The 25,932-nt window shown below is 58.4% G+C and carries 21 protein-coding genes; all 21 read right to left on the bottom strand.

What is annotated here, in order from left to right; translation table 11 throughout:
* Positions 1-97 precede the first annotated feature (97 nt).
* Entirely contained in the window at positions 98-1,336 is a 1,239-nt protein-coding gene (locus tag KGB27_RS07115) for a lysozyme inhibitor LprI family protein (RefSeq protein ID WP_223553721.1), read from the bottom strand.
* A 236-nt stretch (positions 1,337-1,572) separates the two neighbouring features.
* Positions 1,573-1,983: a hypothetical protein gene (locus tag KGB27_RS07110; RefSeq protein ID WP_223553718.1), complete on the bottom strand. Its 411-nt coding sequence runs from the start codon at positions 1,981-1,983 to the stop codon at positions 1,573-1,575.
* A gap of 158 nt (positions 1,984-2,141) precedes the next feature.
* Complete coding sequence (locus KGB27_RS07105; RefSeq protein ID WP_223553716.1) at positions 2,142-2,993, bottom strand: tetratricopeptide repeat protein; 852 nt, start codon at positions 2,991-2,993, stop codon at positions 2,142-2,144.
* Positions 2,986-5,868 (bottom strand): SH3 domain-containing protein, encoded by a 2,883-nt coding sequence (locus KGB27_RS07100; RefSeq protein WP_223553713.1) that lies wholly within the window; start codon positions 5,866-5,868, stop codon positions 2,986-2,988. The genes KGB27_RS07105 and KGB27_RS07100 overlap by 8 nt, the downstream gene beginning before the upstream one ends.
* A 37-nt stretch (positions 5,869-5,905) precedes the next feature.
* On the bottom strand, positions 5,906-7,948 hold the full coding sequence (gene tssI / locus KGB27_RS07095) for a type VI secretion system tip protein TssI/VgrG (protein WP_223553711.1): 2,043 nt from the start codon (positions 7,946-7,948) through the stop codon (positions 5,906-5,908).
* A 28-nt stretch (positions 7,949-7,976) separates the two neighbouring features.
* The gene (locus KGB27_RS07090; protein WP_223553709.1) at positions 7,977-8,978 is read right to left on the bottom strand and encodes a serine/threonine-protein kinase; all 1,002 of its coding nucleotides are present in this window, start codon (positions 8,976-8,978) and stop codon (positions 7,977-7,979) included.
* A complete protein-coding gene (locus KGB27_RS07085; protein WP_223553706.1) occupies positions 8,975-9,703 on the bottom strand; it encodes a PP2C family protein-serine/threonine phosphatase in 729 nt (242 codons plus the stop codon). The genes KGB27_RS07090 and KGB27_RS07085 overlap by 4 nt, the downstream gene beginning before the upstream one ends.
* Positions 9,703-13,242 (bottom strand): type VI secretion system membrane subunit TssM, encoded by a 3,540-nt coding sequence (gene tssM / locus KGB27_RS07080; protein ID WP_008038087.1) that lies wholly within the window; start codon positions 13,240-13,242, stop codon positions 9,703-9,705. The genes KGB27_RS07085 and tssM overlap by 1 nt, the downstream gene beginning before the upstream one ends.
* A gap of 13 nt (positions 13,243-13,255) precedes the next feature.
* Positions 13,256-14,131: a type IVB secretion system protein IcmH/DotU gene (icmH, locus tag KGB27_RS07075; protein ID WP_223553704.1), complete on the bottom strand. Its 876-nt coding sequence runs from the start codon at positions 14,129-14,131 to the stop codon at positions 13,256-13,258.
* Between the two features lie 5 nt (positions 14,132-14,136).
* Complete coding sequence (tssK, locus tag KGB27_RS07070; RefSeq protein ID WP_008030656.1) at positions 14,137-15,468, bottom strand: type VI secretion system baseplate subunit TssK; 1,332 nt, start codon at positions 15,466-15,468, stop codon at positions 14,137-14,139.
* Between the two features lie 2 nt (positions 15,469-15,470).
* Positions 15,471-15,971, bottom strand: coding sequence for a type VI secretion system lipoprotein TssJ (tssJ, locus tag KGB27_RS07065; protein WP_008030657.1), 501 nt, complete (start codon positions 15,969-15,971; stop codon positions 15,471-15,473).
* Positions 15,972-15,976: 5 nt separating this feature from the next.
* Positions 15,977-17,173 carry a type VI secretion system-associated FHA domain protein TagH gene (gene tagH / locus KGB27_RS07060; RefSeq protein WP_223553702.1) on the bottom strand — a complete coding sequence of 399 codons (1,197 nt, stop codon included), beginning with the start codon at positions 17,171-17,173 and terminating at the stop codon, positions 15,977-15,979.
* 17 nt (positions 17,174-17,190) lie between these two features.
* Complete coding sequence (locus KGB27_RS07055) at positions 17,191-17,331, bottom strand: hypothetical protein (protein WP_008030659.1); 141 nt, start codon at positions 17,329-17,331, stop codon at positions 17,191-17,193.
* A gap of 93 nt (positions 17,332-17,424) precedes the next feature.
* Positions 17,425-18,942 (bottom strand): sigma-54 interaction domain-containing protein, encoded by a 1,518-nt coding sequence (locus KGB27_RS07050; RefSeq protein WP_223553700.1) that lies wholly within the window; start codon positions 18,940-18,942, stop codon positions 17,425-17,427.
* A 10-nt stretch (positions 18,943-18,952) separates the two neighbouring features.
* Positions 18,953-21,595, bottom strand: a complete 2,643-nt coding sequence (gene tssH / locus KGB27_RS07045; protein ID WP_223415122.1) for a type VI secretion system ATPase TssH — start codon at positions 21,593-21,595, stop codon at positions 18,953-18,955.
* Positions 21,596-21,608: 13 nt separating this feature from the next.
* Positions 21,609-22,616 carry a type VI secretion system baseplate subunit TssG gene (gene tssG / locus KGB27_RS07040; RefSeq protein WP_008030662.1) on the bottom strand — a complete coding sequence of 336 codons (1,008 nt, stop codon included), beginning with the start codon at positions 22,614-22,616 and terminating at the stop codon, positions 21,609-21,611.
* Positions 22,580-24,367, bottom strand: a complete 1,788-nt coding sequence (tssF, locus tag KGB27_RS07035) for a type VI secretion system baseplate subunit TssF (protein ID WP_008030663.1) — start codon at positions 24,365-24,367, stop codon at positions 22,580-22,582. Before tssF ends, tssG begins: the two co-directional genes overlap by 37 nt.
* 24 nt (positions 24,368-24,391) lie before the next feature.
* Positions 24,392-24,820, bottom strand: a complete 429-nt coding sequence (locus KGB27_RS07030) for a hypothetical protein (protein ID WP_223553698.1) — start codon at positions 24,818-24,820, stop codon at positions 24,392-24,394.
* Positions 24,817-25,242 (bottom strand): hypothetical protein, encoded by a 426-nt coding sequence (locus KGB27_RS07025; RefSeq protein ID WP_223553695.1) that lies wholly within the window; start codon positions 25,240-25,242, stop codon positions 24,817-24,819. The genes KGB27_RS07030 and KGB27_RS07025 overlap by 4 nt, the downstream gene beginning before the upstream one ends.
* Positions 25,239-25,454, bottom strand: a complete 216-nt coding sequence (locus KGB27_RS07020) for a hypothetical protein (RefSeq protein ID WP_223553693.1) — start codon at positions 25,452-25,454, stop codon at positions 25,239-25,241. Before KGB27_RS07020 ends, KGB27_RS07025 begins: the two co-directional genes overlap by 4 nt.
* Positions 25,455-25,530: 76 nt before the next feature.
* On the bottom strand, positions 25,531-25,932 hold the full coding sequence (locus tag KGB27_RS07015) for a hypothetical protein (RefSeq protein ID WP_223553691.1): 402 nt from the start codon (positions 25,930-25,932) through the stop codon (positions 25,531-25,533).

The following is a 25,932-nucleotide window of genomic DNA, read 5'->3' as shown; positions in this document are numbered from 1 at the left end:
ATCAATCGACGTAAAAAAGGGGACTTGGCGTCCCCTTTCTCGATAATCCCTGACTCGACAGCCTGTCTCGGGCGGCGAGTTCAAACCTGTCATTTTTTTAGCGGTTCATGGGTAACTGAAAACGCATTCGTACAGCGCAATAGGCGAGGTCTTCGCGCAACATGCGGAAACTCATGTCGCATTGCGCATCGGCGTATTGCTTCCAAACCGGATCGTCGAATTCAACTCCGCCTAGCAGGTTGATCGAGGCCTTTAGGCCGTTTTCTCGATCCTGTCCTGCCATCAACGATGCAGCTTTGTAAAAGCCATCATTCGGCAGCCCTGTCTGTAGATAAATGAGCTCACCCAACCGGGCATTGGTTGTTTGCGCCAAGCACGCAAGCTTCTCAATGGGCGCCTCCGCTCCCGGCAAAGCGGACTGATAGATATCCTCGCAATACGTTTCTTTGAAACGCACCCACTTTCTTTGCACATCGGTCAGTTGCTTCTTGTCTGCGGGAGACAAACTGGCCATTGCTTTCTTGTATTGGTCATTCAACACGGCATCGACTTTTTCGAAGCTTTGCTGCCCGCAAGTGATCAAATCGGGATTGGTAAAGCTGTCGGGGTTGCAGGCTTCCTTGGCGCTAGCGGAAACACTTGAAGCAGATGAAGCATTCGCCGCCGGAGGCCTAGCCTTTTCTGATGTGCCGGAAACGCAATTGGACAGGCAGGACACCGTCGGCAGATTCGGATCGTCATTTCCGGCAAATACGTAAGTCGCAACGCCGACACGGGTTCGTGCTGTATACACGGGAACACTTACGGCTAAGGATTTGGAGGGCACGGAGACGGATGGGACTCTCGGCACAACTACCACGTCACCCTCAACATCTCCACACAATGCCTGCATAGCTGATTCGCTGAAAGGCACACCGCTTGGCGGAGTGAATTGTTTGGAGTCAGGTCGGCAGTCGTAACCGTGCCAGTAAGGCCCCGACTGTTTAGAGGTATCTAAGGAGAAGATGTAAATCCTCTGTAGTTCAATTATTCCACCTTTGTATCCGAACACCACCCAGCGGCGGGACCGAGCACTGGAAAAACTTTCATTAGCCAGAATGTACTGACTGCCATCCCGATAGAGCTCAAACGAATTCAAAGCGCCAGTCGGCTCCGCCGTGTCGGATAACTTCTTACCGGAACCGGCATCCACCACATAACTATTGCTATCCAGCACCACCGAGCAATTATTCGTGACACTCCCTTCCTGCGTACACGACCGCAGGGATTGAAAGATCGGTTCAGCGGCCACAATCGGAGGACATAAGAACATCACTAACAAAAACAACTTATTCAATACTATTTCCTTGTATTGATGTACACACTCGAACAAAACAGCAAACAAATTTATATATAGCCAAAAAACAATACAACTAACAAACCCAGCCAAAACTTACCAACCACCATCACACAACCCACACTCTAAAAAGTATTATTTATTTACCTGACTCACATCCAGCCAAGGAGGCGGATTTATTTGCTGCCTCCCTTAATCAGAGATGAAGACAGCTAAATTAATCCGACTCCTCTCAGTTATTTCCCTGCTTCGGAACAGCTCAGGTCTTTAATTACCGTAGCCGCAACAGGAATGACACAGCTTCTGCGCTGCTCACCGGTTGGCTGCAGAGGGGTAAGGCTAAGTGTCAAATGAACCCCGTCAGCTTTCACCGAAATATCCTCGAAACCAGCATCAGCAAAGTCCGAACCGAATTTTTTACCTTCAAAGGTACAGAAGTTCGAAGAAGACAGAACTTTCCAGTTTTTCTCAGGGCTAATAACCTGAACATCAAGACAACTATTACCGAATGTTTTTACATACCTGACGACATTATTGCCAACGCGGCCGGCCCCGACTTCCGAGACAGAGCCGATATCTGGAATTTCGGCTGCTGCGTGTCCCAGGTAAAAAACACAAAATAATGATAGCAACTTCGAAAGCTTCATAAACAACCTAATATAAAGGTGGCAGATTTATTTATCGAAAACCTCACCACAAAATGGCGAGCTCAATCAAACAAATCCACCCCTCTCCCCCTATAGTTACACCTTCACCAAAGGAAAGCAGCCTCCCGAGAGGCTATACATAAATAATACCACCTTTACTAATTCAAACGCTCCTCAACTCGCTTAGGTATTTTACTTGCTATACCTTTCTTTCTCATCGTATCGCGATATTCAGCATAGTATGGCTTCGCCTCATCATGCTTTCCAAGTGCCCAGAGAGAATCAGCAACATTAAGTTTCAAGGGCACTCTATCTGGGGCAACACCTAATAACCTCTGATAAATCTGCATTGCCAAAAGATGTTCACCACCCTCTGCAAAATAAAATCCGATATCATTGTACGCAAGCACATTCGACTGCGGCGGATTGCACGCCATATATGAAGAAACGCCCATAAACATCAAATCCTTCAGAGAGGCCGCTCGAAACTCACTTGAAGAAATTTTTGAAACTTGCTCTATCATACTCTTCGGAGGCAAACTGCTTTTAACGAAGTCAAATCTTTCCCCGGTAGAGTCCTTCCACTTCTCTCCAACCCAAGCCCCATCACACTGAAGCGCCGAGCCAATGTTTTCAACACAACCCGTTTCCAAAGACACAACGTCACAATACGCTTGTTCGGAGTTTTCGCTATATCCCTGCCCATCGCTAACCTCCCCAGAAACCACGCGCATCAACAGCACTCGCTTCTTATCCGGAGATTCTTTCTCTGTGCTTATTAATGTAGAAACACCGGATGGGGGCGAGCTTGTTGGAAGGCTGTAAATAGCGAAACTACTCCCCGCCCCTTTATATTCGACATTATTCCACCCATTATGAAGCTTGTCCCAACCGCTAAAACGCAAGAAACTGCCGTCCATCCCATTTACAACTAATGGCTCACCTTCAGCACGACACAAAGGTGTCACCAAAAAAGTCAAAAAAGCAGCCACTTGAAAACGATTAACCATTTAGCGCCACCTTCAAATTATTATGCCGAATAGGACCATCTGTCATATTGCCACGATTATTTCCGGTTCCGTAATACACCAAAATCTCTTGTTCATAGGCCGCATGACTGCTCCCCCAAGTTGCAACATCCTTACTCACAGTCGCATGTGCCAGAAAGAACTTATCCAAAGCTCTTTTCACGCTATCAGGTACATGAGATGGACGATTCACACTTTCATCCAAAACGGTAGCTCGCCCAAAATCTGACTTGAAAAGCTCTCCAATTTTGAAGTTATACGACGTCGGCACCTCTAATAAAACATTTCTCAAACGCGTAATAAAATCTAGAATCTGAACTTCGACGTATGACGGTGAACCTATAGCACACGACAGAACCGAAACTGGTTTACATTGAATCACATTACCCTGCGTGCTCTGCGAACATCCCACCCTCAATTTTTCTTTCAGATTCTGCCCCTCAAGTTTTTGCCCATCTAAAAACTCTGAATCCTGATAATACATTTTGGGGTTAGCGGAACTGAGATCAAGGAACCATCCTTGCCCCTCAAACAGCTCTAAATATTCATCAGGATAAGCATCTTTAAATTTTTTAACTTGAGTAGGCAACTCACCAGCACCCGTCGTCTTAATAGTTTTCTGCATTGCACCCGCAGTTATTACCTCACCATCATAAGCTTGTACAGCGTTGATTTTTCCTTCATTTTCACACATGGCGGAGATAATTCTTCTTTCACTAGAAGTTACCTTTCCCGCAGCTTCCATAGGATTCCAATGAGGTGAGTCACCTAACTTACCCTCCCCTTTTACGAGGGGACCGAAATTTACAGTAGCGTATCGAACCACTACGACTTCGGCGTTGCAAGTACACCTCTTTCTCTGGTCAAAATTCCCGATCATCCCAATGGGATGTATATGCCAGACCTTACCGTCCTGGCTTAGAGTGTCCTTCGCGGCAACCTCTTTCCACCAAGACAGTTGCTTGATTCGTTGCTTTTGCGCAATCCAGTCCAAATTGGGTCTATCCGTTGTATGCCCCATTAGTTCATCGAGAGCATCCCATTTCGCCGCGTCATAGAACCATTCGCTCTCATACTTGGTAATCAGCTGGGATATAGATTGTGCAAACCAAGGTTTAGCCAGTGCTGCCAAGATTTCTGTAGTAGTCAGTTTATCGTTCTTGTCAGTGTCAATGATGTCGTATAGCCCTTCCTTAACCGGCCCTTTAGTCGAATTACTGGCTTTCGGAACGAAAGTAGCCTTTTCTGCTTCAGTGAGTAGATCACGATCATGCAGATATGAAGAGAGATGCTCGGCGTTGCTACCGGTCTCTTCAATGAATTTAAACCCGTCCCATTCCCACGGATTGTGGCGAGTGGTCATCAAGTCCTTCTCGCCCAACCAACCGCTAATAGGGTTACCTTGCGCATCGCCTAGCAATTCTTCGAGATGCCACCAACGAGTAGTGCTAGAGGTTGCAGGACTAGAGCCCGCAGCAGGGGTAGTGACAGATTGTTTGATTTTTTTTGAAGCCGGCAAGGCTTCTAACACGCCGATCGGAATGATCAGATCGTATCCGATCACCACGCCACCATCGTTAGCCTGTGGTGGGTTAGTCGCACTGATGTCGGCGCGGTGTGTAATTAGCCTCGTTTCCTTGTAAACCTTCATCAGACTTTTTTGGTCCGCTGGCAAGGCAACGGCTTTACTCCGACTTTGAGTAACAAACTCCTCAATGTCATCGCATGTGAAAACCTCTACGTGAACCACGTTACGAGCGGTACTTTCATCGTGTTCTTGATAATGGCCTGCGTAGCCCACCAATGCTCCGGCCTTGATGGGAGCTGGCTCGTCGAGTAGAACAACTTTCCCCACATCCTTCGGCTCAGTTTTGGTTTCAAGCGACGGAAGCCACACATAACCTGGGACATTTCCAGTTGCGTCAGCGCTGAGAGCGGGGGTTGGCGTCCCACTTACTACTTTAATTAGTTTTCGGTAGTTGCCAGATCCCCCTTCCTGGCTGATCTGAACTTGAGTGCCTGCAGGCAACACCGAGATCACGCTACCGTTGTTGGCCGCAGTACTACGTACTCTCAAACCTTTGGCTTGGTTCACAGGGATATCGTTCGCCAGTTCGCCAATAAGGTATTGGTCCGCACCTTGACTTGTCATTTGACCTTTGAATATCCAGCCGTTTATCGCAGCTGCTTGGCCCGCGTCTGGCATTACGCTGATAATTTTTACCCATTTGCCATCTGCACTTGTCTCCCCTGTCGTAACGGTGGTGCCGCGCGGCAATGTAGTCAAAACCTGGCTGTACCCTTCGCTGCCACTAGGCGCAGCACGCACATTCAACCCTTGAACAGGGTCGTTTACATTGGCTTTGACCTGATAGATGCCACCGGCCCAGTAAGAGGGGCGTTCCAAAGTCGGCTTTTCTCTATATCCAGTCATGTCCAACAGATGCATATAAAGACTGTAGAACGTCAATAGAGGCCCAGCCGCCGGGGCAGGAGATCCACCTGAGGTAGCAGGGGGTGCTGGAGGAGCGGGAACCTCGAGTAGATGCTTCACCAACACGAACCCTGATGAGGCAACAGCAGTACGGTCGCTGTATACAGTCGGTAGATAGGTTTCATCAATACGATAGGCGATCACCTGTCCATCGGTGATACAGCGCACTTCGCTTTGAGCCGGATTTAATCCCGAAGCTTCGTCAAAATGCACTCCACCGTGCCACAAACCGTTACCACCGAGAGGGTAATAACCATCCTTTGCTTTGGCCAGAGCAGCGTAGTACTGCTGTGGGTCTGCGCCACTGACATTTCCTATCTTGAGGGGATAAGACCATTTTTTAACTTTGACTGGTTCCGTCATTTTGCCTATTACCTAATCCTGTGTGATCCGTTGGAGGTCAACCCGAGAACTTCATCATTCGCATCGGTCGAGTGGTGGTTTTCTCTGGCACCGCATTCCCCAACGCCTGATCCATCAAACTCCCCGCCTTATCCTTATCCGCCGCCCCCGGCAGCACCGGCGGTTTAATCCCGATCCCGGTCCCCGAGCCCGCCGAACCACCGGCATTGATCTTCACAATCGGCCCAACAACCGTCACGCCACCGGCATCCAACTTGATGAAGCTGCCACCGCCCTTGATGGTCAGTTCCGAGCCGGCCTCGATGACGATTTTCGCCCCAGCCTTCAGATGAATCTCTTTCCCAACGCTAGTCAGCTGCGCAGTCCCCAACTTCACATGCTGGTTCTGCCCAACCGTCAGGTGGTCATCCACCCGCGTTTCAACCTTGCGATCAGCAATCGTGGTGCGATGCTCTTCAGCCTTGAGCTCGGTGTAGGTGTTCTTCACCACCGTGTCGTGCCGCTCATTGCCGACGCGAATCTTCTGGTCGTGCTCGATGTTTTCATCCCAATCCCGCTGGGCGTGGATGAAGATCTGCTCCGCCCCTTTTTTGTCCTCAATCCGCAGTTCGTTGTACCCGCCGCCGCCCGGTGAGCTGAGGGTTTTGAACACGCTGCGCGTCTTGTTCGCCGGCAGGTCGTAGGGAACCTGGTTTTCCTTGTGGTACAGGCAGCCAGTCACCAACGGTTGGTCGGGGTCGCCTTCGAGGAAGGTGACGAGGACTTCCATGCCGATGCGCGGGATGACGATGGCGCCGTAGCGGTCGCCGGCCCAGCTTGAGGAGACGCGCATCCAGCAGCTGGTTTTGTCGTCGGCCTGGCCTTCGCGGTCCCAGTGGAATTGCACTTTGATGCGGCCGTACTGGTCGCAGTGGATTTCTTCGCCGGCGGGGCCGGTGACTTTGGCGGTCTGGCTGCCGAGTACGCGGGGCTTGGGGTGTTGCAGCGCCGGGCGGTAGAACACGGCCCACGGGGTGGCGAGGAAGCGGTTGCGGTAGCCCTGGTGGAAGTCGTCTTTGTTGTCGGTGGTGTCGCTGGTCACGGACTCTTCGAGGACTTGCGGCTGTTTGCCTTCGTGGACGATTTCGGTGAGCAGCCAGAGGTCGTTCCACTCGGTGCGTGGGTGGTCGGACATTTCCAGGAAGTGGCCGCTGATCAAGCGGGTCTGGTCGCCGTGGCCTTCGGCTTGCTGGTAGTCGGCGCGGTGGCGTTCGAGGACGCGCTGGCTGAGGAATTTACCGCGCGCGCGGTCGAGGAAGCGGCCGGGGTAATCGTAGTCTTCGAGGTCTGGTTCGTCACTCTGAACATCGGGCTTGTAGGCCGCTTCGAGTTGCAGGCGTGGTTTTTCGAAGTCGTAGTCGCGGCGGGTGGTGCGGCTGGTGCGGGTTTCCAGGCGCAGTTTGAAGCCTTTGATCACCGGTTCGTCGGCGACCATGCCGCTGCCTTGCACGTACGCGGTTGGCTGGCCGAGTTTGGGGAATACGGTCTGGTCGTCGCCAAACACCAGCAAGTGAGCTTTTGCGCTGTGTTGGAAGTGGTAATGAATGCCTTCCTCTTCGCACAGGCGCTGGACGAAGTGCAGGTCGGTTTCGTCGTACTGCACGCAGTAGTCGCGGTCCGGGCATGGCTGGCTGAGCTGGAAGTTGTAGGCGTTGCCCTTGATGCCGTGTTCTTCGAGGATCAGCGCGATGATTTTCGGCGCGGACATCTGCTGGTAGATGCGCTGGTTGGTGCGGTGATGCAGGTATTGCAGGTGCGGCACCAGGGAGACTTTGTAGCGGGTCAGGCGCTTGCCGGCATCACCTTGGGCGACGCGGTAGATCTGGCCGTGGATGCCGCTGCCCTGTGGATCGAACGCGAGGAACGCTTGCTTGTGCAGGAGTTTTTCCAGGTCCAGATCGGGGTTTTCGCTGACCAGTTCAATGTCGAAGCGATACGGCTGGCTGATGCCTTCGGTGCCGGTGAACGACAGCACTTGCAGGTCGCCGACGTAGTCTTCGACGGTCAGGCTGAAGTGCGTTTCGTTAGCTGGGTTGAACATTGCTTGCTCCCTGTTCGGTAGTCATCCGTTACGCCCGAAGTCGCAGACGTTGCAGCAAAGACGAAGTGGCGCCCATGGCGTCACGCAGTTGTGCGGCGGTGATCGTTCGATCGGCCGCATCGAATGCCAGCGCCGTTCGCAGGGCTGGCCAGCAGTGTTTCGGTAGATTTTTCGGGGCGTGCAGCTCGCGCTCCAGGTGTTCGTCACGGGCCTGGGTCGAGGGCAAGCGGCGGAATGGGTGTTTGCCGCCCGCCAATTCGTAAAGCACGCAGGCCACGCCGTAGACGTCGGCGCTGGCGGACAGCGGCTGGCCTTCGAGCAGTTCTGGCGCGGCGTAGCCTGGGGTCCAGGCGTTGAAGCGGTCGCGGCTCAGGTGTGGCAGGCCTGGGAGGATGCCCTCCTTGGCCTGGCCCAGACCGAAGTCGAACAGGCGCACGCCTTCTTCGCTGAGCATCACGTTGCTTGGCTTCATGTCGCCGTGCAGCACGCCGCGCGCGTGGGCGTAGGCCAGCGCGTCGAGCAGCGGCAGTGCGATGTCGCGCAGTTCTTTCCACGGCAGGCCGAGTGGCCGTTCGCAGAGCAGTTTGTCCAGGGTCAGCCCACGCATGAGTTCCATGGTGATGAAGGCACGCTGGCAATCGGTGTCCACTTCAAAGGTGTGCGGGCGCAGCACGTTGTTGTGGCGCAGGCGTCGGGTCAGGGCGAACTCGCTGTAGAGCAAGGCGCTGGCGTCCGGCGATTCGGCAAATTCTTCGCTGAGGATTTTCAGCGCGATGTAAGGGTCGGGATCGCCGAACTGTTCGCTCAGCAAGTCCCGTGCACGGTAAACCGCGCCCATGCCACCTGCACCGAGCAGACGCTCGATGCGGTAACGCCCTGCCAGCACGTCCGGCAGTTCACCGACACTGGCCCTTGTCGGCGCCAACGCGGGCTCAGCTTGATGCGACTTGGCGAACGCAAAGTAAGTCAGGTTATTGGCTTGCTCTTCGCTCATCAGCAGGTCGTCGAGCGGCGGCATGAGTTGGGTCATTGGCGGATCACCACGGCAGTCAGGTTGTCCCGGGCCGAACCACGCAGCGCGCCGTCAAACAGACGCTCAAGCGCGACATGCGGCGCGGTCAGGCTCAGGGCGCTACCCAAGGCATCGCTGCTCAGCCCGTTGTACAAACCATCGCTGCACAACAGAAACGCATCGCCGGGGTAAACCTCGAGTTCGAGCACGTCCAGCGTCAGTTGCTCGGCCGCCCCGACCGCACGGGTCAAGGCATGCGCGGCGGGATGCGCGCTGGCGTCTTCGACGCTCATCTGTTGCTCGTCGATGAGTTGCTGTTGCAGCGAATGGTCCTTGGACAGCTGATACAAACGCTGGCCGCGCCACAGGTAACAACGGCTATCGCCGGCCCAGATGCAGGCCGCGCGATTGCCTTCCACCAGCAGCGCCACGACGGTGCTGCCCATGATGCTGTCGTGGCGCCCGGCGGTGACGGTCAACTCCTGACCCAAGCGGCGGTTCAGCCAGTGCAGGCACTGGCGAATACTTTTGAGTCGTTCGTCGAAGTCATCCTGCGCCGGCAATTCCGCCAGGCTGGCGACGATCAACTGGCTGGCAACGTCGCCGCCCTGATGACCGCCCATGCCGTCCGCGACCACCCACAGCCCCTGCTGCGGACAGTCGAGGAAAGCATCTTCGTTGCGCGCCCGAACCTTGCCGGCATCGGTGCGCGCAGCGCTGCGCCAGGAACTGGCAACCAGCATCAGAGCTGCACCGGCATACGGAAGGTGCGCAGCACGCCCATGTCGAACGGGTTCGGCGTGCGCTGGCTGGTCAGCAAGTAGTTGGCGCGCAGGCCACCGACGTCCGCCTTCAGCACCAGCACGTCACGACCGCTGAGGTACTCGGTCTGCATCAGGTCGAACAGACGGAACAGCGACCACGGGCCGGAGTTCTTCTCGATGCCGATCGGGCGGCCCGCCATCTTGTCCATCACCAGGCTGGTGCGCCCGTCTTCAGCGTCGGTCGGCCATTTGAACGACACCGGCACAATCGGGCCGTGACGGTATTCGATGGTCTTGTCGCCGAACTTGAACTCGGAACGGCTGACGGCCGGGTCGAGGGTGTACGGCTCCAGTTTGAACTGCACTTGCGGTTCCGCCGGGTTGATCGAGAAGAAGCTCTGGCGGATCACTTGTGCGGCGGCCATCTGGTCGAGGTAGACCTTGGAGATCGGCATGCTGTGACCGTCAATGCTGCGCAGACGGTAGTTGCCCGGATCGCCACTCACGAACGGACGCATGTAGGTATCAAAGAAGCGATCGGCAATGCCCTGCGCCTTGAAGAACTCGCGGAAGTCGCTGATCGCCACGTCGCTGGTGCTGTGGGCGCTGAACGGGTAGCGCTTGTTGATCGCCTTGCCGTAGAAGCTGTACAGCTCGCTTTGATAACGCTGGTTCAGGTACTGGTATGAATCGTTGAGCACCAGACGCCAGGTGTCTTCGGCCAGCACGTTGAACCACACGCTGACCGGGCGCGGTAGACGGTTCGAGGCATTGCGCAGGTTGCTCAGCGCATCACGCTGGCCGCTCATGCGGGTCTTGGCCATTTCGAACGCGGCCTGCTCCGGCGCACTGGCGCGCGCAAGGCTCGACAGTTGCATTTGCAGGTCGTTGAGCGCCGTCAGCGCCGGGGTCAAATCAGCGGCCGGGCCGTTGTTGTCATCCAGCAAACGGTGCAGCGGTTCGAAGCGGCGTTGCAGGGATTTCTTCGCGGTGTCCGGCAGGTTTTTGATCGCGGCCATGTCCGAGGCCTTGTCCGCGGCGGCAGACGCCAGTTTGCCCAGCTTGCCCAACTTGCCTTTCTGCTCGCCCAGTGCTGCAGCGGCATCAGCCGCTTGATCGACCGCCTCGGCTTCTGCCGGGAACCGGGTGTTCTCGCGCACTTCTACCAGCAGTTGCAGCACCGGCGAGTTGGCCGAGGTCAGGCCCGCCAGTTGCTCGGCGCCCTCACTGAAATCGCTGATCGGAGGCAGTGCAACCTGGCCCACGGCTTCGCTCCAGAAGTTGGCGTAGTCGCGGAAATACAGCTGCTCCAGTTCGACCATCAGGCGACGCAAGTCCATGCCGCTGATGCCTGAACCTTCGCCCAGCACCCAGTTGTCACGCAGGATATCGGTGACCAGCGCACTGCCCTGCACCGAGAAATACTGCTGATAACCCTGCTGGGTGTAGAAGCCCGGGATCACGTAATCGGTGCCGACAAACAGCGCACCTTGCGGGCCCAGGTGTTGGCTCAAACGGTATTCCGGCAGGTCTCGGGCCTGCTCGCGCAGCATCCGGTAAACCACGTTGGCCAGCGACTCGCTGCGCAATACCTGACGCGCCTGAGCCACCAGTTGATCGTTCAGCGGGTAGATAAACGGAAGCTTGAGCAAACGCTCGAAGTGCGTGTTCAGGCCGTTCTGCACCGCCGTGTTGCCGGCGTAACGCAGGGACCAGTCAGTCGCGACCCAGTCCTTGAGCCACACAGCGTCGCGGCGATCTTTCATGTTCAGCATCAGGTACGCGCGCAGGCTGTTGAGCAGGCGTTCGCGGTCCTTCATGTTGGCGCGGATCTGCCCTTCCAGCAGGGTCGCAACCTTCGGCAGCAATTGCTTTTCGAGCTCGCGCTCGTAAGCCGCCTTGACCACCGGATTGACATCTTCGCCCTGATACAGGCCGCCACGCTCGTGGTAACCCACATCGCCCTTTTTCGGGAACACCTGTGTCGCTGCGTAGCTGGTGTCGAGGGTCTTCAGTACCGCCATCGAATCATCACGGGCAGTCAGGGCCGAGCGCTGTTGCGTCCAGGTTTGCGCCAGGTTGCGCAGGTTTTCCAGGCGCTCATAGTTGGCCGAGAAACCGCTCGCCCACAGCAGGCCGAACAGGCCCAACGCCGCCAACGCACCGACGTACAACGCACGCTGGCCCCAATGGATGCGGCTGCGTTCACGTTTGTCCAGACCGGCCAGATCGGCCTCAGGGAAAATCACCCGGCTGAGCAAATGGTGAATGAACCGCGAACGGCCGCTGCGCAGGGTCGGCAATACGCCGGAATTGATCCCCAGATTGGCGCCGATGCCGGCGGTGGTCTGGTCCATTTCCTGGGTCAGGTGCGGTGCGCTGGTCAGGTAGAAGCCGCGCAACTGGCTGACACGCTGATAACGGTTGCCAGTGAACGCCATGTCGACGAACAGGCACAGGCGCTCGCCGATCTGCCCCAGTTGATGCGGGAAGTCGAGGATGCGGCCACGGCGCTGGGTGTCGCGCTCCTGGTGCATGCGCATGATCACTTGGCTGTTCAGGCGACGCAGCAGCTCTTCGAACTCGGCGCGCAGCACGGTGACGTCGGTGCCGCTCTGCTCTTTGCGGAAGCTGGTGCCGAGCACCTGATCGCTTTCTTCGCGGGTCAGCTGGTCGAAGAACTCGTCGAAACCGAGCAACTGGTCAGCCTTGCTGAGGACCAGATAGATCGGCACATCGACGTGCAGTTTCTGATGCACGTCTTGCAGGCGCGCACGCACCTGACGCGCCAGCGTCTCCAGATCCTGCTCGTTAGCGCCCAGCAGCAATTCCACGGGAATAGTCACCAGCACGCCGTTCAACGGACGGTTGCGACGACGCTTGCGCAGCAGGTCGAGCAAAGTGCTCCAGGCGCTGCCATCGACTTCGGCATCCGCCTGGGTCAGGTAACGTCCGGCGGTGTCGATCAGCACACCGTGGTCGGCGAAATACCAGTCGCAATGCCGGGTGCCAAGGGTGTCGCGGGTCAGTTTGCGGTCGATCTTGTTGATCGGAAACTCAAGGCCCGAGAAGTCCAGCAGACTGGTCTTGCCGCTGCCCTGCGGGCCGATCAGCAAGTACCACGGCAAATCGCTGCGCCAGCGCTCGCTGCGGCCGCGATAGAGGCTCGAGGTCTTCAGGGTTTTCAGGGCGTCCTTGAAACGCTCCTTCAACTCCTTCTGCTCTTCGTCGATCAACTCTTCACGGCGGATACGATCCTGACCATCCTCAGTCTCTTCGACCGCTTTCTTGCGCACACCCGCACGCCAGCTGACGAAGACCATGGTCAGGCCCCAGATCAGGAACAGCACACTGATGGTCAGCAGGCGGGAGGTCGAACCTTCCCAGAACTTGTAGTCATCGACGGCCAGCAGCGGCCCGACAAACCAGACCAGCAGTGCGACGAACAGCACCAGCAGCAAGGTCCAGACCCAGGTCTGGCGCACGAACGCGCCGACTTTCTTGAAAAACTTTTTCATCACACGTCCCTGTTTACGGCTGCGACAGCGGCTGGGCCGCGGCGGAATCCAGCGGCTGATAAGGTTGCAGAACGGTGTCGCGCTGCTCGCCCAAGACCCAGGCGAACCCCGAATACATCACCACCAGGCAGACCACGGTGAACAGCACCACCATCCACGCCGGCACGATGCGCACCAGGCTGCGACGCTGGTCGTTCAAGCCTTCCCAATGCGGCGACAGTTCACGCGGCACGTCGCCGCGCAGCTGACGAATCTGCCGATACAAGGCGTCGCGGATGCCTTCGAGTTCGAGCATGCCGCGCGCTTGCACGCGGTACTTGCCTTCGAAACCGAGGGACAGGCACAGGTACATCAGCTCCAGCATCGGCAGGTGCTTGACCGGGTTTTTCGACAGGCGATCCAGCAGCTGGAAGAACTTCTCGCCACCGAAGGTTTCGTTGTGGAAGCTGCTGAGCAGGCTCATCTGCGACCACTCGCTTTCGTTGCCCCACGGCGTGGTCACGACGGCTTCGTCGACCACGGTGCAGAGCACGTAACGCGCAGCCATCACCTGGCTGCTTTCGGCGCCGTTGTGCAGCGCACGCACTTCAAACAGTTTCAGCCCGGCGGTCAGGCGCTCGTTGAGCGCGTACATGTCTTCGCGGCTGTCGCTGTGCTTGAGGCGAACCACTTCCGACAACAGGTCGGAACCGGCGGCCACCAGCGAATTGAGGCTGATGTTGAAGGCCTCTGCCGGGCGCAGCCGGGCGGCGTAGATCATCCGCTCTTCGAGTTGTTCGAAACGCGGCGGTGCGGCGAAGTCGGTCAGCGGACTTTGCGCCGGGCCGTGGCCCTGGCGGTCGAGCAAGACGGTTTTATCGTCCTGATGGTGTTCCATGTCCTTGATCATGTCGGTCAGTTCCTGATGGCCCAGAATTTCAATTCAAGCTCGGCGAATTCGCCGGACACGTGGAACGCGAAGCCGCCGGAGCGCTCCAGTTGTGCCAGGTCTTCGGAACTGAGTTCGAGGATGAAATAGGTTTTGTTGGAGTGGAACGCGATCTGCCGTGGGGCCACCGGCAACGGTTTGACCTTGATGCCCGGCAGGTGCAGGTTGACCAGTTGGCGGATGCGTTCCACCGGGCCGACCTTGAGGTGCGCCGGCAAGCGGTGGCGCAGTTCTTCGGAATCGCAGTTGGCACTGGCCGCGAGCACGAACGACGCCGAGCCCAGCAGTTTGTGGTCGTGCAACGGCGAGACGATGATCCCGTACTGACGCGCTTGCAGGACCAGTTCGATGGCGTGCTGTTCGAGCACCATCGACAGCACCTGACGGATCGCTTCCATCAGTTTGCGGAAGCTCGCGCCCTGATCGCTGTGCTGGTAACGGCTGTCCAGACGCGGGCGTTTGCTGTCGCTGGAGAAGGTCGCCAGGTCACCGAGCATGGTCAGCAGCGTGCGGTACAACTCTTCCGGGTGAACCTGTTCCAGACCGAGGTAGTGACGCAGCAGCAGCTCGGTGCGGTTGATCAGTTGCAGCATCATGAAGTCACCGACTTCCGCGCCACCGACCTTGCCGTTGGAGCGGATGCGCTCGGCGATGGTGTCGCCCCGGTGACCGAGCATGCTGATCACTTCTTTCAGGCACGACAGCAAATAGCTGGAGGAATGCGCCTGAATGTAGGTCGGCACGAAATCCGGATCGAGGCTGATCACGCCGTCGGGCGTGGTGTCGAGCACGTCGCAGATCTTCAGCTTCACGTAGGCCTGATCGCTCTGCTGCTCGCCGAGCAACAGTTTGAAGTCCGGGCGACCGCAGCTGACCTGGCTGGCGGAATCGTCGCCGGCGTTGGAGTCGGCCACTTCCGCTTCGTACGCGGTGTAGCGCGCCAGCACGTCGGATTGCTCCGGGCGGCGCGACTCGATGTGGTTACCGGTGACCAGCGGCAGCGCCAGGTAAATCGGCGTGTTGCCGGTGTTCGGCGGCACGTCCAGCGCCAGTGGCTCGGTGTTGCCGCCGAGTTCGAACAGGCTGCCGTCCGGCAGAATCCCCGAGGCCTGGCTGATCACCAGTTTACCCATGTTGAGGAACTGCAAATCGATGTCGAGATTGAGGAAACCCCAGGTGTAACTGCCCAACAACTGGGTGCGGGTTTTCATCTGGTGGTCGTAGTAGCGATCGTTGTGCTGGAAGTGCTGCGGACGCAGCAGCATGCCTTCCTGCCAAATGACTTTATGGGAATTCATGATCAGTCATCCGCCTTGGCGAGCTTTTCGTTGCTGTTGCGAATACCGGCCTGGTCGAGGGTCAGGTCAGCCTCGGTGACTTCCAGCGGGGTGACTTGCACCGTGTAGCGCCATTTGGTTTCCGGCAGGTCACGGTAGGCGGCGAGGATGCCGACGTAGCGGCTGCCCTCCTCCACGCTGAGTTTCAGCTCGATGGTTTCGCCCGGGCGCAGTTCGAGTTCTTCGCTGGCCACCAGGTCTGGGGCCAGGGATTCCTTGGCGCGCTCGTACAGGCTGAAGAAGTCGGCGTTCTCGAATGTCACCGGGTGCTTGAGCTCGAACAGACGCACGACAACCGGCGACGGGCGCCCGTTGAGGTCCGGGTTCAGCTGATCGCTGCCGGTGAGCTTCAGGTTGACCTTGGTCACTTTGGAATACGGCGACAGCGACGAACAACCGGCCAGCAGCACCAGCACCGCGAACGCAGTCAGCATCTTGAAAAAAGCGGTCGAGCAGCGAGACATGCGCATCATCCTTGGTGGTCGGTGTGAAGGGTGGAAATCAGGCGGATCTGTTCTTCGTAGGCTTGAGCGAAGTCGCGGGCCAGCAGGCGCTCGCTCCAGTCATCGTCCTGACGCAGGGCCTGGTGATAACGACCGTACGCTCTCCAGCGGCTGCCGGAGGTGGCCAGCAACGGCTTGTTGTCGCGCTCGAAACGCAGGGTCAGTTGCTGCGGCGAGAAGTGTTCCAGGGTGCCGCGAACGGCGGCGCGGCTGGCGGTCAGCAAAGCCACCTGATGCGCCTGCAAATCGCGGAACGCACGGGAGATCGACTGCTCGGCCGGCAATTGGCCCGGCTTGTTCGGCTGCAACAGAATGCCAAGCGCTTCACCGGCATCGACGGCGAATTTCAGCGGGTTCTTGTTCGTGCCTTGCACGGTGGTCTGGGCCAGACGCAGTTCGTTTTTCAGTTCGCTGCGGGTGCGCAGGCTCTGCTGCAAACCGCCGACGCTTTGCTTGAGCAAGCGTGCCGCGTTCAGCGCCAGGGCTTCGCGGGCGTCGTGGTCGAGGCCTTTGAGGTCCACGCCCAGCGCTGCACCGAAGTGCTCCCAGAAACCTTCGCTCTGGCGCTCAGGCGTTTTTGCGACAGGGCTTGGTGCGGGTTCGGCGGGGGCGTTGATCAACTCCGGCACCATCAGGCTTTCCATGTCGATACGCGCATAGTCGGCGCGCTGACGGGTGTCCTCGATCGTGGTGCTCGGGGTGATCAACTCTTCGATTTCCGAGTACACGCGCTCTTGCTGATCAAGGGCGTTCAGCGGATCGAGATCAAGGAACGCGTCATCCGGGATGATGCTGCCCGCCGCTTGTGGGCGACCGACTTCAACGTCGAAGGTCGCCGGGTCGCGCACCAGCCGCGCACGGATCTCGAAATCACCCAGCACGTAGGTGCTGCCATGTTCGATGCGCATCGGTTCGCCCTTGCGCAGGCGTGCGCCGCTGCCGCCATCCTGGACACCGTTGCTGCTGGTGTCGGTCAGGAAGAACGTCCCTTCGCGAAAGCTGATGTCCACATGGTGATTGGACAGATGACGCTTGCGGTCCGGGATGATCCAGTCGCAATCCTCGCCCCGGCCAATCACGCCGCCGGCCTGCTTGAAGGTCTTCTGGCACAGCTCCGTGGGCACGAACTGCTTGGTGTTCAGCATTTCGAAAACCAATTCCATGGTGATACTCCTTGCGGTCACTTGCCGCGATTGACCGCCTGCGGATCACCCAATGGGCGATAGGTGTTGTCGTTGAATTTGTAATTGCCGCTGCAGCCGCCAAGGCCGCATAGAACGACGAGGGTCAGCAGGACGGCTTGCCAGTGACGAACAGACATCAGAGGGTCTCCAGGGGTAGACAAAGCACAAAGCGCCGGCCCTTTCGGGCGGCGCTATCAGAAGCGAATGAGGTGAAATCGACGGTCATTTGCCTAGCCATCGAAGTCACCGAGATTGATGTTCAGGCGCCCGAGGCGGTACAGCAGCGTGCGACGCGGCAGCCCGAGTTCACGGGCGGCGAGGGTCTGGTTGCCGTCGTTTTTGCGCAGGCAATCGAGCAGCAGGCTGCGTTCGACCTGCTCCAGGCGTTCACGCAGGTTCAGGCTGTTGTCTTCCGGCACCGCTTCCATGCGCAGGGAGAAATGCTCGGCCAGCAACTCGCCGCCCTCGCACAGCAACACCGCGCGCTCGACCAGGCCTTTGAGTTCGCGCACGTTGCCGGGGAACGCATAACCGGACAGGTGATCCAGCGCCGCATCGGACCAACGCACCGCATCGCGCTGCAAGAACGAGCAGGCCTTGTCGGCGAAGTGCCGGGCCAGGTCGAGGATGTCGCCTTCGCGCTGACGCAGGGCCGGCAACTCAATCGGGAATTGCGCGAGGCGGTAATACAAGTCCTCGCGGAATTTGCCTTCACTCACCAGCACCGACAAATCCCGGTGCGTCGCGGCGATGATGCGTACGTCGATCTTGTGGGTGTCGTTGGAACCCAGCGGGCGGATCTCGCCCTCCTGCAACACGCGCAGCAACTTGGCTTGCAGCGACAACGGCATGTCGCCGATTTCATCGAGTAACAAGGTGCCGCCATTGGCCGCGTCGAACAGCCCGGCACGGTCGCGATCCGCGCCGGTGAAGGCGCCTTTGCGGTAGCCGAACAGTTCGCTTTCCAGCAGGTTCTCGGGGAACGCCGCGCAGTTCTGCACGATGAACGCCTGGGAACGGCGCGGGCCGCAGTCGTGAATGGCGCGTGCGACCACTTCCTTGCCGGTGCCGGTCTCGCCTCGCAGCAGCACGGTGTACGGGCTGTGCAGGACTTTGCTGATCAGCGAATAGGTTTCGCGCATGGCCTTGCTCTTGCCGATCAAGCCGTAACCACTGGCACTCGGGACGCTGGCCTTCAATGGCCGTGCATCACCGACCGGCTGACGCAGACGTTGCAGCAGATGCAGTTGGCCGAGCACAAACGAACCCAGTTGCCCGAGGGAATCGGCAAAGCCTTGCAGGTCCATGTGTCGGCGGCTGGCGCACAGCAGCAAACCTTCGACCGCCTTCTGCTGATTGACCAGCGGCACGCACAGCAGCGACTGCCACGGCGTGGCTTGCGGCGGCAGGAAGCTGGTTTCGTGCAGGCTGCCGCTCAGTTCGCCGAGGCTCACCACGCGGTTCTGGCACAGGGCAAATTGCAGCAGTTGTTCACCGTTGTAATCCGCCGGCAGGCTCGCCGATTCGCGCGGCTGCAGAATGCCGTTCAGGCACTCGGCGTTCATCCCCAGGCACGTGTGGGTCGCGTCCAGCAGGTACAGCTGCGTCAACTCGCAACCGCTGAGTTCCGCCAGCCCGCGCACGAAGTCACCCAGCAGCGCAGCGCCGTCCGCCGCGCGCGACAGGCTGGCGAACTGCGCCAGCAACGCTTCGGCATACACCAGCGGTTGCGGCACTTGAGTGAACATCACACCCACCTCAGGCGAACTCGCAGGTCACGCTGGCGCCGCCGTCGAGCGTCGCGTGGACGCGCTTGAGGCTTTCACCGGTTGCCATCGCGTCGAGCAAGCGGTCAGCCACCAGCGGCAGTACGTGCAGGTCCAGCAAGTGGTCGATCAGACGCGCGCCACTGTCGCTTTGGGTGCAGCGTTCGGCCAGGTGATCGACGAGGTCTTGCGAGTAGGTGAAATCCAGCTGACGACGGTTCAGGCGCTCGCCCAGACGACCGAGTTTGATTTCGATCAGCTCACGCAGCACCGGGCCGCCGACCGGGTAGTAAGGCACCACACGCATCCGCGCCAGCAGCGCCGGTTTGAAGTGCTTGCTGAGCACCGGCCGGATGGTTTCTTCGAGCACTTCGGCGGTCGGACGTGCGCCGTTTTCGCAGAGATCGCTGATGCGGTCGCTGCCCAGGTTCGAGGTCATGAGGATCAGCGTGTTGCGGAAATCGATCTCGCGCCCTTCGCCGTCGTTGGCCACGCCTTTGTCGAAGATTTGGTAGAACAGGTTGAGCACGTCCGGGTCGGCCTTCTCAACTTCATCGAGCAACACAACGGAGTACGGCTTCTGCCGCACGGCTTCGGTGAGCATGCCGCCCTCGCCGTAACCGACGTAGCCCGGCGGCGCACCGATCAGGCGCGAGACCGTGTGCTTCTCCTGGAACTCGGACATGTTGATGGTGGTGATGAAACGATCACCGCCGTACAGCAAGTCGGCGAGGGCCAGCGCGGTTTCGGTCTTGCCGACACCGCTCGGGCCCACCAGCAGGAACACGCCCACCGGTGCGTCCGGTTTGTTCAGGCCGGCAGCGGTAGCGCGCATCGAGCGGTCCAGTGCGTGAACGGCTTGTTCCTGGCCACGGATGCGGGTGCGCAGGTCGGTGGCGAAACTGGCGACCTTGGCGTTGTGTTCGCGGGCCAGTTGCGCCAGCGGCACGCCGGTCCAGGCGCTGATGACTTCGGCGACCAGACGCGGGCAGACTTCGAAGCTCACCAGGCGTTCTTTGACCTGAGCATCGGTCAGGGCTTTGTGTGTTTCGTTGAGCGCGGTTTCGAGGGACGCGACGTCATTCACCGTTTCGAGGGTTTCGATCACGGTGCCTTCGGCGTCTTCTTCAACCGTGACGGTCGGTTCGACGGCAGCCGCTTCGCGAGCCTTGGCCAGTTGCTGACGCAGATCCAACAGGCGCTCGGCCAGCTCTTTCTGCTCGGTCCACAGCGTTTCCAGCGCGACCATTTCGTCTTCGGCGGCGGCCAGACGATCTTCCAAAGCATCCAGCGCTTCGTGATCAATCAACAAACCGGCTTCAGCATCACGACGCAGCGCCTGACGCTGACGGCCACCTTCAGCCAGTTCGCCACGCAGGCGCTCAAGGCTTTCAGGGGCGGCGGCGAGGCTGATGCGCACGCGGGCGCAGGCGGTGTCGAGCACATCGACGGCTTTGTCCGGCAGCTGACGGCCCGCCAGATAGCGCGCGGACAACTCAGCCGCCGCCACCACCGCGTCATCGCGCAGGTAGATGCCGTGGCTCTTCTCGTAGACCTGAGCCAAACCACGGAGGATGGTCACCGCTTCGCTGACGGTCGGTTCGTGCAGTTGCACCGGTTGGAAACGACGAGCCAGGGCCGGGTCTTTTTCGAAGTACTTCTTGTACTCCGCCCACGTGGTGGCGGCGATGGTGCGCAACTCGCCACGGGCCAAGGCTGGTTTGAGCAGGTTGGCCGCATCGGAACCACCGGCATTGCCGCCCGCGCCGATCAACGTGTGGGCTTCGTCGATGAACAGGATGATCGGCTTCGGCGAGGCTTTGACTTCGTCGATCACGCCTTTGAGGCGACGTTCAAATTCACCTTTGACGCTGGCGCCGGCCTGCAACAGGCCCATGTCCAGCGACAGCAGCTCGACGCCTTTCAACACTTGCGGCACTTCACCGGCGGCAATGCGCGAAGCCAGGCCTTCGACAATCGCGGTTTTACCAACACCAGCTTCGCCGACCACAATCGGGTTGTTTTTGCGGCGACGGGCGAGGATGTCGACCATCTGCCGGATCGCGCCATCGCGGCACAGTACCGGGTCGAGTTTGCCGTCACGGGCCTGCTGAGTCAGGTTGTGGGTGAAGCGCTGCAGCAGCGATTCGCCCGGCACGGCGGGCTTACCGGTGGCCGGTTGCTCTTTCTGCGACAGGGCAAATTCTTTCAGGCGCTCGATGTTCAGCTTGGCCAGCAACGACTGGTAACGGCTGCCGGCGTAGCGCATCGGGTTGCGCAGCAGCGCGAGGATCAACGCGGCTTGCTCGACCTGGCTCTGGCCCAGTTCAAGGTTGGCCACCAGCAACGCGTCTTGCAGCCACTGCACCAGTTCCGGGGCGAACACCGGGTTGCGCGAGGCGCTGTGCTCGACCCGCGATTGCAGCGCGGCGCTCAGCTCGCCGGCATCCACTTCGGCGTCTTGCAACGCGCGTGCGAGCAGGCCTTGCGGGCGCTCCAGCAGGCCCAGCAGCAAGTCTTCGACGAGGATCTTGCTGCCGCCACGGGCGACGCAACGCTCGGCAGAACTTTCCAGATCACGACGGGTTTCGGCGTCCAGCGCCTGGATAAGTTGTTGCAGGTCTACGTTGATCATTGGTCATCTGTCCTTAATGAATTTTGCTGCCCAGGGTCACCACGCCGTCCGCTTTTTCGCGGCCCAGCCAACTGGTCCATCCCAGGCGACAGGCGTTCTGCTCACCGATGCGCAGTTCGCGGATTTCTTCCTGGCGCAACACCAGGCGAATGTCATAGTCGAGCGGGTCACGCAGGGTGAACCGCACCAGCGCGCACAACGGCTGGTAGCCGAAACCGATTGGCAGGAACTCGTGAAAGCGTTGCCAGTCGAGTTCGCGGATGTGAATGCGGAATTTGCCGCTGCGGTCGCGCACGTGTTCGCCCAGCACCAGGTCTTCGCCGAGCAGGCTGTTGGCGCGGCCCAGACGGTTGCGCTGCTCGTCGAGAATTTCCACGCGGCGCTCGATGCATTGCTCGATGGTCAGCTCGGCGTGCTTGAAGTAGTAACGCAGCACCGCTTCGATCAGCGCCGCCGAGTGCGCCCGCAAGCTGAGCAAACCGAGGTACGGCAGCAGGCGTTTCCAGTTCAGTTCCTGGGCCTTGCGGATCTCTTCGCCGCCAAGGCCGATCAAGGCAAACAGCTGCGCCGAGAACGGGTCGAGCGCACCGCTCTGGAAGCTGGCGCGGTAGCGGTATTTGCGCCAGATCGGCAGCATCAGCCGTTGCAGGCGATGGTGAAACAGATCGAGGAAGTTGCGGGTCGGGTTGCCGTCTTCGCTGTCGCCCAACGCCTGTTCGCCATAGAACGCTGGCAGCGGCGAACCGGAACCGACCAGACCGATCAGGTTGAACCGCAGGCGCGCACGCATGTGCCCGTGCTCTTGGAAAAACTCCACGCGATCAACGTCGCTGCCAGGGAAACCCAGGCTCGGGTTGGCCTGGAATTCCAGCTGGTCGTACAGGTCGTCTTCGCTCAGGTGCGGGTGGGCCTCGCGCAGCCGGTCAATCACCAGCAGCACGGCCTGAAACAGCGAGTACTCGCGTATTCCTCGGGTCAGTCCGCTTAAAGAAGCGGCTGCAGGCCCATACGTGGTGTCCATTGGTACACCTCTCCCTGTGTGCTTTTTACCCGCAGCTCGTGGTACGAATTGAGACTGGCGTAAAGCGCGAAAAACTCGTTGAGAACCGAAGCGAAAACGAACAAGTCGCCCTCGCCGATATACCCTTCCGGGTCGATGGTCAGCTCGGTGCGCAACCCGCGAACCGGCAACCCTCGGTGCAACCGGTCGACGTGGTGGTGCTTGATCGACTTGAGCCCGCCGAGCAGGCGCTTGCTGACTTTTTCCGCGTGTTGGTCGTAGTAGCGCGGCAAGTCGTAGGTTTCGAGAATCACCTTCAACGCATTGACGTCGGCCAGGGACAAATAGTTAAGCGACATGTTGCTGATCAACTTCCAGAGGAAGTCGCGGTTCAGCGGCGGCGCGAAACTCGACGTGGCCGGGGTGATGTTGCGGAAGCTCAAAAACTCCGGCGTCTCTTCGCAGGCCATGCAGATGTCGCCGAGCTTGAGCTTGCGCGGCAGGTTCTGGTTGGTGCACATCAGCTCGATCGACAGGGTTTCATGGGCTTCGGTGTGGCGGATGCCGAAGCTCAGGTAGGTGTCGAGGCCGTCGTGCAGCAAGGAGGAACGCTGGCGAATGCTGTAATGCGGACGGCTGTTGGGCACGTCGAAACTCGGGTCGTGCTCGAAGGATTCGAACGGCACGTACTCCTGATAACCGAGGCCGCCGGGCTTCCAGCCGGTCACGGTTTCCACCGAGAACACACCGCAATTTTGCAGATCGAATTCGGCGGGCAGCAGCAGGTATTCGTCCTGCTTGCCGTCGAGGCGGATCGGCAAGGCGTCGTGCTTGAACAGGTTGACGATGGGCGTGCAGTAGAGCTTCACGTTATCCAGCGTCGGACGCATGCGCATGATGCCGCTCTTGCGAATGTCGAAGCGCAATTCGAGGCCGCGCATCTGCTTGAGCGTGTCTTCCGGCAGGGCTTTGAGCAGGTCCAGACCGTTGATATCAACGAAGAGGAATTTGTCCTGGAAGGCGAAGTATTCCTGCAAGTAGCGGTAGCCGCGGAAGGTGTTCAGCGGATACGGGATCAACGCTTCTTCTTCGGCAAAACCCACCGGCTGCACACGGTCGCCGGGCATCTTGAACGCCATCGGCGTGCCGTTGACACCGTTGATGGGCTTACCGGCGCCGTCCAGCGGGATCAGCTCAATGCCTTCCAGATTGCGCAGCAGGCTCAGATACAGCATCTGGCTGATGTAGCGCTCACCGGCGAAGTGCAGACGCAGGCGACTCAGTTCCAACTCGCCGAGATGACCGTCAGCGCTCATCTCCAGACGCAGGCTCAACAGCGAACCGTCGCCCTTCACCGAGTAATTCAGCGCGGCCAGATCCAGCGGCAACACCTCGGTCGGGTAGCAGGTACGGAAGCGGCAACGCACGTCATCGATTGGCACGCTCTCGATCGGCGTATCGCGCTCGACCCTCAACGCAGGCCCCGAACGCTTCAACGGGTCGAACTGCAAAATGCTGAACGCTGGCAGCGGCCGCATGTAGTTGGGCCACAGCAGGTGCATCAGGGAATGGCTGAGCTCTGGCAGCTCGTCGTCGAGCTTCTGACGCAGGCGACCGGTCAGGAATGCGAAGCCCTCCAGCAACCGCTCCACGTCCGGATCTCGGCCGGCCTGGCCAAGGAAAGGCGCCAACGCCGGGCTACGCTCGGCGAATCGACGACCTAACTGGCGAAGTGCGGTGAGTTCGCTTTGGTAGTAGTGGTTAAAGGACACGGGGTACCTTCCTGGTGGTGGATCTCATGAAAAAACTGTCCTGTAGAGCGCGACTGTCAGACCGGAAATGACGTAGCCGGAGATCAGCAGATAGGGCAAAAACACTACCCACACCACCATCATTACAAGCCCGCCAAGTTGCCCAAAAAGCAAAAGCCCCAGCCCACCGATCATCCACGGCACCGCGTAAAAAGGGATGAACATCAGCGGCGCACACCAGATTTTCTTCACGATCTGCTGTTCGGTTGCCCTGCTCAGCCCTCGGGTTGCCCACGCGGCAAAAGCGATATAGGCCAAGGCCCCGAACCCGAGGACGTGGATCGTCAGAAATTGCTTCCAGTCGAATACCCTCGGGTACCACACGGTTGACTCGAGATACATCAGAACCTCGAACGCGACGATCGGCACCCAGAGCGCCGCCGTCAGGAAGAGGCGTCGGCCCAGGCTGATCATGCAACCGTCCCTTGCATAGGGTTCACGGGCATCACTTGCCGAATCAGAGCTCGTCTTTCCCAACGCAACTCAATGACCTGCGTTACCAGAATCGCCAACAATGTCACGCCGCCCTGAGCCACTGTGTAGAAGAGCGCACGCAGCGGGTTGTCCGGCACCATGGTGAACAGAATCCAACTGACCATTACCGCGAGAACGCCCAGCTTGGCCCACAGGTTCGGGAACAGCGCCACCACCAGGTTCACCCCAAAAAAAATATTAATGAACATGTAATGAGCAATACCAATTCCCACGCCACGGGTGGTGAATCCGCCGTTGAACGCTTTATAGGCAACGACGACTGCATCGTTCAGGAACGCGTAGGCGAGGCATCCAGCGGCGTGGAAAGCCAAGCACATGGCAAAGCGGACGTAGATGTTCATGCTGGATTCAGGTTTCCGTACCAAGTGCCCACCCCATGCATGATGACGATACAAGCCAAAACAATGAGGCTTAGAAGGCGATGCATGCGCGATTCACGAACACGCCTGCTCATGGCGGTGATGAGCAGCACCAGACTCGCCAACGCCAGACAGCCGAACAAATCACTGTCAGCAACTACGGCCAGATACCCCTGCAAATCCATCGCTCCCATAATTACTCGCCCTTCGACTCTTCAGGCGTAATCTCAACGCTCTTTTGCTGAACTATTGCCACTTACGCCACCGGCTTTATTTTGCACTGTCATCTAACGGCGCACACTCTGAAATATTCCAACCTTCATACCCGGTTGAAGTTGGATAAATCGCATGACCATTAACCCACTGCGAGCGCTCATCTGTTGTGAACTCATTCTGCCAAAGCAACCACTCAGACGACTTTAGTAGTTCTCCTTCATCGGTATACACCCGAAAAAAAGCTTCGCTGGTGAACAGCTTCACAAACTTCCCAACAACACCAAACTTCGAATACTGGGGGATATATGAATTAATATAACAAGTCTTCGAGTCATTCCAGGTTGTTGAATAAACCATAGCTGCCGCGGCAGCTCCTTGCTTAACATACAACCAAGCGGAGCCCAGCGCACATAGTACCAAAACAATAAAAACCAGAGCTAACGGCATTTTTTTCAT

Origin of the sequence: Pseudomonas sp. BF-R-01 (assembly GCF_019946615.1) — a bacterium.
Classification (GTDB): domain Bacteria; phylum Pseudomonadota; class Gammaproteobacteria; order Pseudomonadales; family Pseudomonadaceae; genus Aquipseudomonas; species Aquipseudomonas migulae.
This window is presented reverse-complemented; position numbering and strand designations above follow the sequence as displayed.